Source organism: Caenimonas aquaedulcis (genome assembly GCF_015831345.1).
GTDB lineage: Bacteria > Pseudomonadota > Gammaproteobacteria > Burkholderiales > Burkholderiaceae_C > Ramlibacter > Ramlibacter aquaedulcis.
On record NZ_JADWYS010000001.1, the window covers coordinates 4,347,517 to 4,363,392 of the forward strand.

Here is a 15,876-nt window from a genome sequence, read left to right on the forward strand (position 1 = left end):
GCGTCCGCCTGACGTCAAGGCGTTACCGCCGGCCCGGATGCTTGCGGCTTTCAACGAAGGAAAAGCCATGCAAGAACATTCATCCACCTGGTCCGCCGCGCTTCTCGTCGCCCTGATGCTCGGATTCGTCCTCGACACCGCGCCGGGGTTCGCAACGGTCGGCGCGGCGGTGCCAGCGACAAGGCAAGCCGTGCCCGCGCCAGAAGAGGCCGATCCCTTCCTCGCCGCGAAGCAGGCGGCACGCGTGGAAGCCCTGCCCGCGCAGTTCTAGGCCTGCCCCCTAGAATCCATCCATCGGGAGGAAACGATGGACGTTGTGTATTCGCGTGATTCGTTCGTGCGCGGCATTCGCGTGGCCTTGGGCGTCGCCGCCTTCCTGGTCGCCGCAGGCATGACAGGCTGCGGTGGAGGAGGCGAGGGCGCCGCGCCGCTGCCGGCGCCACAACACGCGGGCGCCGGCTCCCTCCCGCTGAACGCCGCCTTGCATGCGCCCTCGAAGCAGGCGCGCGCCCCCGACCAGCTTCCCACCGCGACCCAGGTGCTGGATTGGGCGGAATGGGCGTTGCCGGGCCTGTTCCCGGGGCACGCCGAAGACCGCGTGCAACTGCCCTACCTGTACCGCTACTACCCGCAAACCGGCAACTACGTCGGCATCGCCGGCGATTCGGTCTACGCGATGGGTCCGGTGACGGGTGGCCCCTTGAAACGCGTCGGCAGCGTGTGGGACTACGCGTGCAGCGTGGCGCCGGAGAGTTGCGGCGTCGCGCTCGACGGCTTCAGCGTGCGGCTGGACGCGGGTGCGAAATTCGACGTGGTGCAGAACGGTCTCACCGCGAACGGAAGCGCGGTCGTGACCGGCTCGATCGACGGCGACGCGCTGTCGGCGGTCGGCCCGCAGCCGACGATCTACCTGATCGGCGAAGACCCCGCGGGCGTGCTCGTGCCGTCGAGCCTGTCGTTTTCTTCCCCGCAGCGTTTCATGCTGGGTGTGCACACCGCGCCCGGGATTTCCGCAGGCTTGCGAAGCGGGGTGATGCGCATCCAGGCGTGCCTCGACCCGGCCTGCGAGACGCGCATCGCCGGCACGCCGGTCCGCGTTCCGTACACCGTGTTCGTCGCGGGGCCGACCGCGTTGAGCCGCGCCAGCATCGAGGCGACCAGCCCGGCGGGCGAGGTGTCGAACCAGTCGATCGACGTGACCTTGCCGCCCGGCGCCACCGGCTTCTCCGCCAGCGTGATCCGCAGCAGCGCGAACGACTTCCTGACCCCGTTCGACGTCACGACCAAGCTGTCGGCGGATGGCCGCACCGGCACGCTCGACGTGGTGCTGAAGCACCTGCTGGCCGGCAGCTTCACGGGCACGATCAGCCTGACCACCTACTTTCCCCCGGTCAACGGCGTGCCCGTCATGCCGCAAAGCCAGGAGATCAAGGTGAGCTATGTCGCGACCGGGGCGGACGCGGCCGCGTGCGCGTTTCCCTCGAACTACGAGATCCGGATCAGCATCTCCAGCCTCACGGCCTCCGGCAGCTACGACTACGTGATCCCCTACACCTGCGCGAACGGGGTCGTGCCCGACTACGGCGCCCAGAACACCATCACCGTGACCAGCGCGGCCGCGGGGTCCGAGGCGTATTTCCTGCCCGGCATGTTCGGCTTCTACGACATCCTGGTGTGCGACAGGAGCCGCTACTTCGAGCATCCCTGCCTGCCGGCCGGGGAGTACAAGTTCAACCGAACCTTCGCGTTCCTCGCATGGGATTCGAGGATCAACAATTACGGCCACCCGACCTTCACGGTTCCGGTCACAGTCGTCTTGACGCCGTAGGCAACGGCGCTGCGCCTGTCAGGGCGCGTAGCGGGTGAGGATCCCGAAGGCCGAAGAAGCGCCGCTGCGGTACGTCCCGGTGTATTCGAAATCGAACCCCATCGGGATGAAGCCCGCGCTGCCGCCGGTGTTGGGCGGGGGGATGTGGCCGTTCGTGGCGATGGTGAGGTACGTCTGGCCGGCGCCCGAGTAGATCAGCCCGCGCACGGCGAACCCGTCTTGCGAGGCGGGAACATCCACCGTCGTGTTCACGGTTTGGTAGGCACTGGTGCAGTTGTGGCCCGAGGCCGCGTAGGTCGGCTGCGCGTCGATCGTTCCGGTGATGGTCATGCGCCCGGTATAGACGCCGGCGGTCGACGGGGTGTAGCGCAGCTCCATGTGCAGGTCTATCGCGGTGCCCCAGCGGCACGCGACGGTGCCGGTGCTCGTCTTGAGGAGTTCCTCGAAGCTCGTCGATGCGTCCGTCTTGAACACCGCGGGCTCGAAGCGCGCCTGCATCGTCTTGTTGGAAGTCATGAGGATCTCGCAACCCAGGATCTGGCCGACGCACTCGGACGAGGCGCTCGTCCAGCCGACGAACTCCGAGAAGAACTGGGGGGACGCCTCCACGACCGCGCGTTGCCCGTAGCTGTAGGTCGCGGCCGGCGTGACCGTGCCGGCGCCCGATCCCGTGGTCGAAGTGGTCACGGTGAAGGTCGTGCCCGTCCCGCCCGTCCCGCCCGTGCCTCCGGTGCCTCCCGTTCCCCCGGTGCCGCCGGTGCCGCCGGTGCCGCCGGTACGCGTGAGCAGGTAAGTGCCGCCGCCTTCCTGCAGCGCCGACGACACGCCCAGGTAATAACGTCCGCTGGTGGACGGGGTGAACTGGATGCGCGAATCGCGGTTGGACGGATAGGCGACGTCGTCGTGGTACGCGATGGAGGACCCGTTCGCGTCGTAAAGGTCCAGGTACGGGTCGTACAGCGTTCCCTTGGCGCCGCTGGCGCCCTGCAGGTCGAACGTGTAGGCCGTCCCCGCGACGAGGTCTGTCGCGAAGACGTCCACGTCGTAGGCGGTCTCCAGCGTGCTCGTGAGCGGCGTCGTCCCGAGCAGCGCCGTCGTGCTCCGGTCGCCGGCGATGTCTCCGGTGGTCCCGGTGCCGCCACCGGTGCCGGGGTCCGTGACGGTACCCGAGCCGAGGGCGGCGCTGACGCGGTAGGTCCCGGTGCCGTAGAACGCCCGTACGGCGAGGTAGTAGCGGCCCGACGCGGGCGCGGTGTACTGGATGCGCGAGTTGCGGTCGACGTTGTAGACGATGTCGTCATTTTCCGCGAGCTTGACCGCGCCGGCGTCGTAGAGGGCGAGCAGGGGGTCGAACAAGGTGCCCTGGTTCGTTTGCGACCCCTGCGCATCGAACGTATAGGTCGTGCCCGCGACCAGGTCGATCGCGAACCAGTCCTCGTCCCCGCTCGCGTCGATGCCGCTCGAGGCGCTGCCGCCGGGCGCGAGGGTTGCGGTGGTGCTGCGGCTGCCGGCGATGTCGCCTGTCGTCCCGCCCGTGCCTCCCGTTCCACCGGCGCCACCCGTCCCCGTGTCCCCGCAGTTCGCGGGATAGATCAGGCACGACAGCTGGTCGAGCGTGCCGAGGTAGAGGATGTCGTCGTCGGTCGCCGGCCCCATGACATACAGGGCGCCGTCCCCACGCACGCCGAGGTAATGCCCCGTCGCGGGATAGTGGACGAACGCGAGGACTTCATACACCCCGCTTTCCTTGGGGCCGTAGAAGAACTGGGGATAGCTGGTTTCGGCCCATGCCTGGAAGCTCGCCCACGTGAAAGGCGCGTGCGCCGCGCGAAGCGCCGTCCCCGCGTGGATCGCGGCGCTTCGCTGCTTGCCCGCTTCGCGGATCTTGGCCATGGGCGCGAAGACCTTCGTGCAGACGCCGTCGATGGAGCGGTAGTGGACGAACGCGGTGTCGTGCTGCCCCTTCTCGCACAGTGCCTGCGCCGGGCGCGCCTGGGCGCGCGCCCACGGCGACGCCCCCTGTGCCGGTTGCGAACCCCCGCCGCACCCGTGCAGCCACGAGCAGACCACGAGCGCCGCAAGGGCGCGTGCCATCACCAGTTTCATGAAGACCCTCCTGGGAGGGGTATAGCGGGTCGCTGTCGTCGAAACATCACCCGAATGGAGGATGCGGCGGCTCGCCGCGCCGGTTCGTGCCAGCGCGGTGGTCAGCGGGCGCGCGGCCCGCGGGTCGTGCGCGCAGTCAGCACGCCACGAGGTCCGTGTGCGCGAATCCCTTCGTGTAATCGAGCACGGAGATCACTTCGGCCACCACGCGGAACACGGCCACCTCCCCGGGCGCCGGCATCTTCATGCTCGCGGGGTGCGGCGGGCCGCGCCGTCCGTGTTTGATGCGCGTCAAGCCGGCAGCGCGTTGGCCGGCCCGCGCGAAATTGTCTAGGGCCAACCGTTGCAATCGGTTACCCTCGCGGGGCAGTTTCGATGGGTGCGCATGCTCAAGCAGTTCCTTACCAAGAAGTTCATCGCGGTCGCCGGGGCGAACATCCTGTTGGCCGTCGCTTCCGTCCACTTCCTGGAGAGCCCCGTCGGCTGGCTGTCCGCGACGCGCGCGAACGCCGGCGGCCTCATCGGCGACGGCATTCCCTTCCTCCAGTTCATCGCCTTCGCCTCCCTCGTCGAAGAGGTGATGTGGACGCTCGCGCGGCGCAACGTCGACTCGAAGGGCGGCACGCGCGTGCCGCGGCTCGCCCTGCAGATCGCGACCTTCGTGATCTACGTGGTGATGCTGTCGTCGGCCATCAGCCTCGTGTTCGAGAAATCCCTGGCCGCCATCCTGGGCGCGTCGGGCATTCTGGGGCTGGTGCTGGGCTTCGCCCTGCGCGGGCTGGTGTCGGACATCTTCTCGGGCATCGCGCTGCAGATCGACGCCTCGCTCGCGCCGGGCGACTGGCTGGATTTCCAATACCGCGGCCGCGACCTCTCGGGCAAGCTGCTCGACATCGCGTGGCGCACGGTGGTGATCGCCGACACGTCGGAGAACATCGTGATCATCCCGAATGGCGAGTTCGCCGCGATCATGGTGACGAACCGGTCGCGGCCCACGCCCGTGTCGGAATACAGCACGACGATCGAGCTGGACGCCTCGCACGACGAGGCGCGCGTCATGGCCATCCTCGAGACGGCCGTCGACCGGGCGCTGATGGACGGCGTGCTCTCGCGGCCCGCGCCGTACATCCGCGTCGCGGGCGTGAAGGAAGGAATCATCACCTACCGCCTGCTCTACTGCCTGGAGGTCGGCCGCATCTCGCCGACGAAGGCGCGGCACACGGTGCTGTTCTACGCCCTGCAGTTCCTGAAGGCGGCGGGCGTGCCCGTGACGCGCACGCTGCGCAACGAGATCGCGCGCCCCGGCGAAGTGGGGCAGTTCCACTTCGACCACGCCGGCGCGCGCCTGCAGATGCTGTCCAGCGTGAACTTCCTGTCGATCCTGCCGCCGGTCGATCTCGCGAAGGTCGCCGAGGAAGTGCGCACGTCGCGCCTCATCAAGGGGCAGCGCCTGCTCGTGGCGGGCGAGCCGGGCGACAGCATGTTCGTCGTGTCCGAGGGCAGCCTGGACGTGGTGATCGAATCCGAGGCCGGGCCGGTGACGGTGGGGCACCTCTGGCCGGGCGACTGCCTGGGGGAGATGTCGCTCTTCACCGGGGCGCCGCGCTCGGCGACGGTGGTGGCACGCGAGCCCTCGGTCACCTTCGAGGTGCGCAAGGACACGATGGCGGGCATCTTCGAGCACAACCCGGCGCTGATCGAGCGCGTCGCGCACATGATCGCGCGCCGGCAGAAGGCGAACGAATCCGCGCTGCACAAACCGCAGGATGCCGTGCAGCAGCGGGCCGAGGAGCGCAGCATCTTCCTGCGCATCCGCGACTTCTTCCGCCTGCGGCCCGACACCGACGCGTCGCGCGCGGCCGCGCTCGCAGAGATGCCGTAAGCCCGCGATGTCGCTGCTGCACCGCTACCTGGACGACGCGCTGCGTGCCGGGCTGTCGGGCAGGGCGACATCCGCGGGGGTGCGGCTCGAGGACGTGATCCGCTCGGGGACGCGCCATCCGGACAGCTCGGTGGGGGTCTATGCGCCCGATGCGGACAGCTATGACGTGTTTCGCGAACTGTTCGAGCCGATCCTCGCGCATTTCCGCGCCTGCCCGTTGCCGCCCGGCAGCGAGCTCGCCTGCGTGAATCCGGCGGCCGTCGTGTCCACGCGCATCCGCGTCGCGCGCAACCTCGCGGGCCATGCGTTTCCCGCGGGCATGTCGCCGGCGGAGCGGCTGGCGGTGGAGGCGAAGATCGTGCGCGCGTGCGGCACCCTGGCCGTGGACACCGGCGGCTGGATCAGGAAGATCGGGGACATCCCGCGGCTGTCGCTCGGGTCGATGGTGGCCAGGCGCCTGGCCTTCGGGCGCGACGACAAGTACATGGAGGCCGCGGACATCTACGCGGACTGGCCGGTGGGCAGGAGCGTGCTCAACACCCGCAACCGGCAGCTGTCGGTCTGGATCAACGAGGAAGACCACCTGCGCGTGGCGGTCGTCCTGCCCGGCGCCCGCGTCTCGGCGTGCGCCGACGTGGTGTCCACGGTGATGGCCGCGTTGTCGGCCCAGCTCGATTTCTGCGTCGACGCGAGCCTCGGTCACCTCACGAGCTGCCCGAGCAACGTCGGCAGCGGCATGCGGGCGAGCTACATGGTGGACATGCGGATGGACACGTCCCAGCAGCCGCGCCTGGAGGCCCTCGAGTCCGCGGGCGTCGTGCAGATCCGCGGCGCGTGGGGCGAGCACTCCGCGCGCGCCGGCGGGCTCGCCGACGTGGGGTTCCGCCGGCGCGTGGGCGCCCCCGAGGCGGCGCTGCTGCACGACATGCGCCTGTTGTGCGCGGGCGCCTGAGCCGGCGCTAGAAGAAGGCCGGATCGAGCGCCTGGACGCTCCCGGTGAAGCCCACCATCGCATCCGTGTTGAGCGAAAGGTTCGCCGCGAAGGCCAGCAGGTCGCCCTGCGTTTCGAACGTGCGCCCGGCACCCACCTGGTCCACGTAGGTCTGGACGGTCTCCGCGCCCGGCGCCGTATGGACGAGCTGTCCGTACACCTGCGTGACCAGCGCGGCGGTCGACACGCCGGGCGCGTAGAAGTCGATCATCTTCTGCGCGAGGGCGCCCATGCCGGACGTGAGGTCGGCCTGCGAGGTCCACATGCTCAGCTCGTGGATGCCGGGCAGGGCGCCGAGGCCCGCGTGCAGGAGAGCGGCGGCCTGCCACGCGTGGCCATCCGGGCCCCGCGTGTCGAGCGCGAAGAGCGCGTCGCTCAGCTGCACGCGCTCGATGCCCGTGAGCGTGTCGGTCCCGGCGCCGGACGCGAGGGTGAAGCTGCCGTCGGCGAACGAATGCGCGTGGACGCTGGACAGGGGCGCGGCGATGACGGCGGTGTCGAGTGAGCCGGTGCCGCCGAGTTGGTCGTCGCCGGACGCGCCGAACACGGCGCCCGCCGGGGGCGACGTCTTGTCGAGCAGCGCGGTGAAGATCTCGCCGGGGCCCGTGCCGTTCACAGGCTGGAAGACGAGCGCGACGTTGCCGTCCGGGAGCAGCGTGCCCGCGTACGTCCAGCCGCGCGCGGCACCTTTCATCAGCAAGGGCTCGCCCACCGGCTGGCCGCTGCTGTCGTAAAGCTGTGCGGTAAAGGCCCCAAAAGATTCGCCGTTCAAACGCACCGAACTGCCGTCGGACAGGAAGACTTCGTCCTGGCCGGCCGACAACGCGGGTGCATCGGGGGGGCCCGCGATCGCGGATTCGCCGCCGACCTTCACGCCGGCGCCGTCGTAGCGCTGCGCGAACCATTGCGTCGACAAGTTTCCGGGCGTGCCGGAGGTCGTGCTCCAGGCGACCTCGTAGCCGCCGTCGGGCGTCGCGAACAGGTGGTGCAGCTCCTGGAAGCCTTCGGTGGTGGAATTGACGAGCGTGGCCTCGCCGGCGAAAAAAGTGGGGGTGGACATGATCGCTCCGTAAGGGTGGATGGGGTGGATGGGGTGGATGGAGCGATCATGTGCAGTCCCCCTCCTTCATATGGGTCAGCGCTTCGTAAGAACTGCTACGGGCGTTCGATCGACCCCGCGCCGGGCGCTTGCCGCTGAGGTTGCGCCGCTTCGACCCGCCCTTGTGCCGCCTCGGCGGTGCGCACGATCTGGCCCTTGTTTTCCTGCGCGGAGGCATACCACTTGCGCACGATCTCGCCCGCGGTGTCCTTGCCTCCCAGTCCGAAGGCGAGGCCCGCGGCCAGTGCGATCGCGCCGACGAAGGCCATGAACAGCGTGTTCACCAGCGTGGTGGCAATGCCGATCTGGTTGACCGCCACGACGATCGCGAAGGCCCAGACCATGGTCGCCGCGACCTTGGCCAGGAGCTCCGCGTTGCCGAGGCCCCCTTCGCTCGCCGCGCCGCGAACGACATTGCCGAGTGCCTTGGCAGCCAGGCCGCCGATCACCAGGACCACCAGCGCCACGATCACGTTGGGCAGCCACAGCAGCAGTTGGCGCAGGACGTCGGAGACGGCGGGCAGGCCCAGCGCGTCGAACGCGACGACCAGCGCGATGAGCCGGATGAACCACTTCACCACGAGCGCGATCATCCCGGACGAATCCGTGTTCGTGCCCATGCGCGAGACGAAGTCCGCCAGGCCCGCGCGGCGCGCGAGGTCCTCGAACTTCACGGCGCGCAGCAGGGCGGCGACGCCCTTGGCGACGAGCGAGGAGACGAACCACCCCACGACCAGGATCACCGCGAAGCCCAGGACCTTGGGGATCGCGGAGAAGAAAAGGGCCATGGCCGCTGCCATGGATGTCATGAAGGCTGTGCTCCATTCGGTGATCTGCGTCATGGGAAGGCTCCGTCGATGTGTGGTGAGCCAATCTCGTGGAGACACCGCGGGGCCCGCGTGGGAGCCGCAAAGGGTGCGGCGTAGGAGAGAGCGCCGAACCGCGAAGGCTCGACGAGGCTCAGTCGAGCAGGCCGTTCGAGACGCAGTAGAGCGTCATCTCGCTGTTCGTCCGGATCTCCAGCTTCTTCAGCACCTGGCTGCGGTAGGTGCTGACGGTCTTGCAGCTGAGCGAGAGCGCGTCGGCGATCTCCGCGGAAGTGCGGCCCCGGCCCATGTGCAGCAGCAGCTGGAATTCGCGATTCGACAGGCTCTCGTGCGGCTTGCGCCTCACCGTGCGCCCCATGTCGTATGCGAGCATGTCCGCGACGTCGGGGGACAGGTAGGCGTGGCCCGCGGCCACGCGCCGGATGGCTTCGACGACGTCGCGGGGCTCGCACAGCTTGCTGAGGAAGCCGCGCGCGCCCAGGCGCATGACGTTCACCGCATAGTTCGCCGCCGGGTAGCCGGAAAACACCAGCACGCCCACGTCGGGCGTGCGCGTGCGGATGGTGCGGATCATGTCGAGCCCGCCCTTGCCCGGCATCTCCAGGTCCAGCACGAGCACGTCCATCGGCACCACGCGGGTCAGGTCCATGGTGGCATTGCCGTCGCCGGCTTCGCCGACGACATCCATGTCGCCGTGCTCGTGCAGGTAGGCGCGCAGGCCCGTACGCACGATGCTGTGGTCGTCGGCGATGCCGACACGGATCATGTGGTGCGCCGCGACCCGGGTGTTGCACGGAATGGGTGCTTTCATGGAGGGCTCTCGATACGAACGCCCCCAGCATGGCCGCGCGAGCCTGCGGCGTCCGTACGTTACCGTACGGAGCGGGTACCGATTTGCCGCGCCGGATGAGCGCCGCGCATGAGCGCCGGGATTCAGAGAACCGGCGAGCCTCGAAGGTAGAGCGTCGCGCCTGTTTCCGTGTACGCGTCGCCGTGCCAGGTGCCGCGCCGCCCGACATGGAAGTCGCCGGTCCGCAGCTCGATGTCGGGCCCGATGCGGCAGCTGCCGGCCAGCACGAGGCATTCCTCGTCGACCTCGTGCAGGTGGCCCGGCACCGTCGTGCCGGGCGCGACCCGGACGAGGCACGACCTCACCTCGTCCGCACTCCAAAACATCTTGCGCTCGATCCCGGCAGCCACTGTCTCCCAGCCCGCAGCATCGCCAAGGCGCACGACCTGCGGGTTCGCCGGGCGGGACGTCGCCTGTTCCCGTATCGCTTTCATCACGCGCGCTTTCACCCGCGCCAGCAGCGCCTGGTCGTCCTTCATGTCCGTGCCTCCGGCACCGCGGCCGCGGCGTTCGCCGCCAGCGGCGCGGGGTGGGCGGCGCAGAGACCGGCGAGGAACTTGCGTATCTTCTTGCGCCCCCGCTGGGCCAGCGTCTTCACCGAACCGAGGGGCATCCCGATCAGGTCGGAGATCTGGCTTTGCGTGTAGTCGTGGAAGTAGGACAAGCCCAGCACCAGCCGCTCCTGCGCTTCGAGCGTTGCGAGCGACAGATGGACGAGTTGCGCGTCCTGGGCCTGGCTCAGCAATCGTTCCGGACTGTCCTCGCACAGCAGCAGCGCGGGCTCGCTGCTTTCGGCGTCGGCATCGCAGCGGTGCCGGCGCTCGCGCCTCAGGTGGTCGAGCGCGCGGCTGCGGGCGATCATCGCCATCCAGGCCGCGGGGGGCGACCTGCTCTCGTCATAGGAATCCAGGCTGTTCCATATCTGGATGTACACCTCGGCCAGGACATCCTCCGCCTGCCCGTCGTCCACGATGCGGCGCACGCGCGCCAGCATCCACCGGGCCGTGAGGGCGTACAGCTTCTCGAACGCGCGCATGTCTCCATTCCTGCATTGCAGCATCAGGCTGCGCAGTTCGTGGTTCTGGAGTTCCCAGGGGGGCGTCCCGCCGGCTCGCGCCTGGCCGTTCGTGTCGTTCGTCAAGCGGTGACCTGCATTCCACAGGTATCGCCGATGCGATGCGGCGGGCTTGTAGGATGGCGCCCCTTGCGAAGCCGGCGTCTTTCCGTTCGGGCGTTCCCCGGGTCAGCTGAACACCAGCACCGGTCTGATCTCGATCAGGCGGGACTTGCCTTCGCCTTGCGCATCGAGCACCGCGAAGGCCTGCTCCAGCAGGCCGTCGACGTTCTGACGCACCATGAGCAGGGGGAAGCTCAGCATGCTGCCGAACGGGTCCCAGTCGTAGCAGCCGAACGCGCACCGTTCGAGCTCTTCGTGCGGCAGCCGCTTGAGGAAGCGCACGACGCCTTCCAGCGCGATGGTGGAATTCACGAACAGCGCGCGGGGCAGCCCCCCGATGCGCTTGTAGAGCGAGGCGGCGGCCGCTTCCGCCAGGTCGGGTTCGTAGCCGCAGGCGTCCACCTGCCCGGGCTGGATGTCGCCGAGCGCGGTGCGCACGGCGTCCGTGAAGCCTTCGATGCGGCGCGCCGTCGCGTAATCGGTGGCGATGCCGCCCAGGAAGTACGGGCGGTTGCGCGCCGCCGCCCGCAGCGCCCTGGAGCGCGCGATCAGTTCCGCCGTGAGCTGCTGCGCGCCCCAGAAGTTGTCCGTGATGACGGAGGTGCTCTTGCGGCCCGGGAGGTCCACGTTCACGTGCGCGATGTCGTGCGACTTGCACAGGTCGCTGATCGCGTCCGGGTCCGTCGCGCCCGCGACGACCAGCGATTCGACGCGGTACGAGATGAGCGTGCGCACCGTCTCCAGCTCCAGCGCCGGGTCGCGCAGGGTGCTCACCACGATGGGGTAGAGGTGGCGCTGCCGCGCGAGCTTCTCGAAGGTCTGCGCCATGCCGCTGAAGTAGCGGTTGTCGTGCAGCGGGATGATCATCCCGATGAGGCCGGAGCGGCTCGTGCGCAGTCCGCTCGCCTGCCGGTTCACGCTGAAGCGGTGCTCGGCCGCCAGCGCCAGGACGCGCTGCGCCGTCTCCTCGGCGATGCGGCGGCTGCGCCAGTTGCCGCTGAGCACGGAGCTCACCGTCGTCGCCGACACGTCGGCGAGGCGCGCGAGGTCGTAGATGGTGGACTTGTTCTTTCTCATTACGGGTAAACGACAGGCGGGCTGGCGAAGGGTTTGCCTAGAATGTAGCGCAATCGATTGCGCAAAACCACCCCGCGACAACCCTCATGGCAGATCCCACACCCCCCGGCAATTCCGACCTCGACTTCAAGGGCCGCATCGGCGCGACCTGGCAGGAGTCGCGCCCCTGGTGGCCCGACCCCGTGCGCGCGAAGGAAGGGGCGCCCAACATCGTGCTCGTGCTTTACGACGATGTCGGCTTCGGCAGCTTCGGCTCCTACGGCTCCGAGATCGCGACGCCCACCATGGACGCGCTCGCGGAGGGCGGCCTGCGCTACAACAACTTCCACGTGACGCCGCTCTGCTCGCCCACGCGCGCATCGCTGCTCACCGGCCGCAACCACCACAGCGTCGGCATGGCGTTCCTCGCCAACGCGGACAGCGGTTTTCCCGGCACGCGCGGCCATGTGAGCAAGCAGGCCGCCACGCTGGCGGAAATGCTCAAGTCGAGCGGCTACAACACCATGTGCCTGGGCAAGTGGCACATCGCGCCCATCGACCAGACGAGCGCCGCGGGCCCCTACGACCAGTGGCCGCTCGGACGCGGCTTCGAGCGCTTCTACGGCTTCCTCGACGCGCTGACGGACCACTTCTACCCGGACCTCGTGCACGACAACCATCGTGTCGACCCGCCGAAGACGCCGGAGCAGGGCTACCACCTCACCGACGACCTGGTGGACCATGCGATCGACTTCGTGCGCGACCAGGTCTCGGCCTCGGGGGAGAAGCCGTTCTTCACCTACCTCGCGTTCGGCTCCGCCCATTGCCCGCACCAGGCGCCGCAGGCCTTCCTCGACAAGTACCGCGGCAAGTACGACGAAGGCTGGGACGTGATCCGCGAGCGCCGTTATCGCCGCCAGCTGGAGCTGGGCGTCATCCCGAAAGGCACCGAGCTCGCGCCGAGGAACCAGGGCGTGGAGCCCTGGGACAGCCTGTCGGCCGACGAGAAGCTCGTCGCGGCGCGCCTGCAGGAAGCGTTCGCGGCGATGGTGGACCACACCGACCACGCGCTCGGCCGCTTCGTCGATTACCTCAAGGACATCGGCAAGTTCGACAACACGATCTTCGTGGTGCTCGCCGACAACGGCGCGAGCCAGGAAGGCGGCGCGGGCGGCACGACCAACATCGTGGCCTACGAGAACGGCAACCAGCCCGACCTCGCCTACAACCTCGCGCGCCTCGACCAGATCGGCGGGCCGCGCAGCCACACCAATTACCCGCACGGCTGGGCGCAGGTCGGCAACACGCCGCTGCGCCGCTACAAGCAGAACACGCACGCGGGCGGCGTGCGCGCCCCGCTGATCGTCTCGTGGCGCGACGGGCTGAAGGCGCGCGGCGACGTGCGCAGCCAGTTCCACCACGTCATCGACGTCGCGCCGACGATCCTCGACCTCGCGGGCATTACCGCGCCGCAGGTCTACAACGGCGTGCCGCAGATGCCGGTGCACGGCGTGAGCATGCGCTATTCGTTCGAGGATGCGGCGGCGCCCACGCGGCGCGAGACGCAGTACTTCGAGATGTTCACGCACCGCGCCATCTGGCACGACGGCTGGAAGGCGGTGTCCTTCCACCGGCGCGGCAACACCTACGACCAGGACAGCTGGGAGCTCTACAACCTCGACGAGGATTTCTCGGAATGCAGGGACCTCGCGGCGCAGCACCCGGAGCGCCTGCAGAACCTGATCGGCCGCTGGTGGGCGGAGGCGGGCCGCTTCGGCGTGCTGCCGCTGGACGACCGGGGCTTTCCCGAGCGCGCCGTGCGCTACCAGAGCCACGGCTCGCCGCGCCTGCGCACGCGCCTCGTGCTGTACCCGGGCATGAGCCGCATCCCGAGCGGCGCCGCGCCCCTGATGATCAACCGGTCCTTCCGCATCACCGCGCGACTGGGCGAGGCCAGCGGCGGTGGCGCCAACGAGGCGCCGCAAGGCGTGATCGTTTCGCTGGGCGACCTGAGCGGCGGCTTCACGATGTACGTGCAGTCCGGCCGCCTCTTCTACGAATACAACCACGAGGGCACGCCCTACCGCATCGAAAGCGCGGCGGGCGCGGTGACGGCGCAATCGCGCACGCTCGAATTCGTGTTCGAGCGCACGGCCGACTACGCGGGAACCGGGCGCCTGCTGGTCGATGGCAAGGCCGTGGGCGAGGGTGTCATTCCCCGCAGCGCGCGCTGGTTCATCTCCTGGTCCGCGCTGGATGTGGGCCGCGACTCGCTCTCGCGCGTGAGCGACGCCTACACGGACGAATTCGCGTTCACGCCGGGCGTGCTGCAACGGGTCGAGATCGAGCTCGAGCCGCAGCAGCACCCGGTCGATCACCAGCCGATGGACTGACGTGGCCGCCGCAACGCAATCCCCGTGGCGTTGGCCCGGCTCGGCGCCGGGTGCCGATGCGACGCTGCCGTTCTGGCGGCGCGAGCCGGGTCGCGTGCAATGGCTGGTGATCGCGGCGGTGTCGCTCGCCGCGATGTTCGGCCTGTGGTGGTTCGCGACGCGGGAGGGCGGCTGGATCTCCCCGCTCTTCATGCCGCCGCCGCTGGAAGTGTGGGAGGCCTTCGTGCGGCTGTGGTCGCGGCCCTACCTCGGCAGCTCGTTGGGCGAGCACATCGCCGCCAGCCTGCGCATCGTCGCGGGAGGGTGGCTGCTCGCGGGAGCCATCGGCGTGCCGCTGGGCATCGCGATGGGCTGGTGGAAGCGGGTGCGCTGGATCGCGTTCCCGGTGTTCCAGATCCTGCGGCCCGTGCCGCCGCTCGCGTGGATTCCGCTGGCGATCCTCTGGCTGGGCATCGGCAATTCCGCGCGGATCTTCGTGGTCTTCATCGCCGCGATCGTGCCGTGGGTGCTGAACTCGATGCAGGCCGTGTATTCCATCGACAACATCCTGATCCGCGCCGCGAAGACGCTCGGCGCGAGCGACAGGCAGATCCTCACGCGCGTGGTGTGCCGCACCGCCTTGCCGACGCTCGTCGCCGGCGCGCGCATCGCGCTGGGCAACGCGTGGACGACGCTGGTGGCAGCCGAACTGCTGGCCGCCACCGCGGGGCTCGGCTACATCGCGCTCAATGCGTCGCGCACGCTGGAAGTCGGCATCCTCCTGGTGGCGATGGCCATCATCGGCCTGCTCGGTGCGCTGTTTTCCATCGGGATGCACCTGCTCACGCGCTGGGTGGCGCCTTGGGCGAAAGCCGGGGCGGCCTCGTGAGCCGGACATCCGCTCACTCCGCCACGCTGTACGGCGGCGCCGCGCTGGCCGTGCTGCTCGCGGCGTGGTGGCTGGCCACGGCCATCCCCGGTTTCATTCCACCGCGCGTGCTGCCCTCGCCGTGGGACGTGGTCGCGCGATTCGGCGCCTTGTTCGCGGAGCCCTTCAGCGGGGCGACGCTCGTGGGCCACGCAGCCGTCTCCCTGCAGCGCTGGGGCCTCGGCGTCCTCGCGGCTCTGGCACTCGGGCTTCCGCTCGGCATCGCGCTCGCGTGGCTGCCGCCGCTGCGCGCCGTCGTCACGCCGGTGTTCGAGTTGCTGCGCTACATCCCGCCTTTCGCCTGGGTGCCGATCGCGGTGCTGTGGTTCGGCGCGTCGACGACGACGCAGGCGCTCATCGTCTTCATCGCCGCATTCCCGGCGTGCATCATCAACACGCAGCTCGCGGTCGCGCAGGTGGACACCATCCTCGTGCGCGCGGCCCGCACGCTGGGCGCGGGGTCGATGACGACGCTCGGCCGGGTGGTGCTGCCTGTCGCGGCGCCCACGATCTTCACCGGCTTTCGCATCGCGTTCAGCAATGGCTGGATGGCGCTGGTCGGCGCAGAGCTGGTCGTCGGCAAGCAGGGCCTCGGCTTCCTCATCTCGCAGGGCCAGGTGAACGACTCCGCCGCGACCATCCTCGTGGGCATGACCAGCATCGGCCTGCTCGGGTTCCTCATCGACGCGGTGCTGCAGCGCGTCCAGACTTCTGCTTTGCCCTGGAAGCCGGCGCTCGTCCGGCCACTCGAATGACCAAG

The 15,876-nt window shown here is 69.2% G+C and carries 15 protein-coding genes; 7 read left to right on the forward strand and 8 right to left on the reverse strand.

The window, feature by feature from the left end; translation table 11 throughout:
- The first annotated feature begins 67 nt into the window (after positions 1 to 67).
- Positions 68 to 271: a hypothetical protein gene (locus I5803_RS21045; RefSeq protein WP_196988263.1), complete on the forward strand. Its 204-nt coding sequence runs from the start codon at positions 68 to 70 to the stop codon at positions 269 to 271.
- A 36-nt stretch (positions 272 to 307) separates the two neighbouring features.
- Positions 308 to 1,828, forward strand: coding sequence for a hypothetical protein (locus I5803_RS21050; protein WP_196988264.1), 1,521 nt, complete (start codon positions 308 to 310; stop codon positions 1,826 to 1,828).
- Positions 1,829 to 1,846: 18 nt separating this feature from the next.
- Here the strand turns inward: I5803_RS21050 and I5803_RS21055 are convergent, their stop codons facing one another.
- On the reverse strand, positions 1,847 to 3,934 hold the full coding sequence (locus I5803_RS21055; RefSeq protein WP_196988265.1) for a PPC domain-containing protein: 2,088 nt from the start codon (positions 3,932 to 3,934) through the stop codon (positions 1,847 to 1,849).
- Positions 3,935 to 4,070: 136 nt separating this feature from the next.
- A complete protein-coding gene (locus tag I5803_RS21060; RefSeq protein ID WP_196988266.1) occupies positions 4,071 to 4,229 on the reverse strand; it encodes a hypothetical protein in 159 nt (52 codons plus the stop codon).
- Between the two features lie 90 nt (positions 4,230 to 4,319).
- Between I5803_RS21060 and I5803_RS21065 the strand changes: the two genes are divergently transcribed.
- Positions 4,320 to 5,816, forward strand: a complete 1,497-nt coding sequence (locus tag I5803_RS21065; RefSeq protein WP_196988267.1) for a mechanosensitive ion channel family protein — start codon at positions 4,320 to 4,322, stop codon at positions 5,814 to 5,816.
- A 7-nt stretch (positions 5,817 to 5,823) separates the two neighbouring features.
- The gene (locus I5803_RS21070; protein ID WP_196988268.1) at positions 5,824 to 6,768 is read left to right on the forward strand and encodes an ATP--guanido phosphotransferase; all 945 of its coding nucleotides are present in this window, start codon (positions 5,824 to 5,826) and stop codon (positions 6,766 to 6,768) included.
- Positions 6,769 to 6,775: 7 nt separating this feature from the next.
- Here I5803_RS21070 and I5803_RS21075 read toward each other — a convergent pair whose 3' ends face one another.
- The 6 genes from I5803_RS21075 to I5803_RS21100 form a co-directional block, all read right to left on the reverse strand.
- Positions 6,776 to 7,867, reverse strand: coding sequence for a hypothetical protein (locus I5803_RS21075; RefSeq protein ID WP_196988269.1), 1,092 nt, complete (start codon positions 7,865 to 7,867; stop codon positions 6,776 to 6,778).
- A 95-nt stretch (positions 7,868 to 7,962) separates the two neighbouring features.
- On the reverse strand, positions 7,963 to 8,748 hold the full coding sequence (locus I5803_RS21080; protein ID WP_196988270.1) for a mechanosensitive ion channel family protein: 786 nt from the start codon (positions 8,746 to 8,748) through the stop codon (positions 7,963 to 7,965).
- A 118-nt stretch (positions 8,749 to 8,866) separates the two neighbouring features.
- On the reverse strand, positions 8,867 to 9,544 hold the full coding sequence (locus tag I5803_RS21085; RefSeq protein WP_435520867.1) for a response regulator: 678 nt from the start codon (positions 9,542 to 9,544) through the stop codon (positions 8,867 to 8,869).
- 122 nt (positions 9,545 to 9,666) lie between these two features.
- Positions 9,667 to 10,062: a cupin domain-containing protein gene (locus I5803_RS21090; RefSeq protein WP_196988271.1), complete on the reverse strand. Its 396-nt coding sequence runs from the start codon at positions 10,060 to 10,062 to the stop codon at positions 9,667 to 9,669.
- The gene (locus tag I5803_RS21095) at positions 10,059 to 10,724 is read right to left on the reverse strand and encodes an RNA polymerase sigma factor (RefSeq protein ID WP_196988272.1); all 666 of its coding nucleotides are present in this window, start codon (positions 10,722 to 10,724) and stop codon (positions 10,059 to 10,061) included. Before I5803_RS21095 ends, I5803_RS21090 begins: the two co-directional genes overlap by 4 nt.
- Before the next feature lie 102 nt (positions 10,725 to 10,826).
- Positions 10,827 to 11,837: a LacI family DNA-binding transcriptional regulator gene (locus I5803_RS21100; RefSeq protein WP_196988273.1), complete on the reverse strand. Its 1,011-nt coding sequence runs from the start codon at positions 11,835 to 11,837 to the stop codon at positions 10,827 to 10,829.
- Positions 11,838 to 11,923: 86 nt separating this feature from the next.
- On the opposite strand from I5803_RS21100, the gene I5803_RS21105 reads away from it, so the two are divergent.
- The 3 genes from I5803_RS21105 to I5803_RS21115 are packed head-to-tail and all read left to right on the forward strand — an operon-like array spanning position 11,924 to position 15,871.
- Positions 11,924 to 14,209 carry an arylsulfatase gene (locus tag I5803_RS21105; protein ID WP_196988274.1) on the forward strand — a complete coding sequence of 762 codons (2,286 nt, stop codon included), beginning with the start codon at positions 11,924 to 11,926 and terminating at the stop codon, positions 14,207 to 14,209.
- Between the two features lies 1 nt (position 14,210).
- On the forward strand, positions 14,211 to 15,077 hold the full coding sequence (locus I5803_RS22165) for an ABC transporter permease (protein WP_196988275.1): 867 nt from the start codon (positions 14,211 to 14,213) through the stop codon (positions 15,075 to 15,077).
- A complete protein-coding gene (locus I5803_RS21115; protein WP_196988276.1) occupies positions 15,074 to 15,871 on the forward strand; it encodes an ABC transporter permease in 798 nt (265 codons plus the stop codon). The genes I5803_RS22165 and I5803_RS21115 overlap by 4 nt, the downstream gene beginning before the upstream one ends.
- Positions 15,872 to 15,876 lie beyond the last annotated feature (5 nt).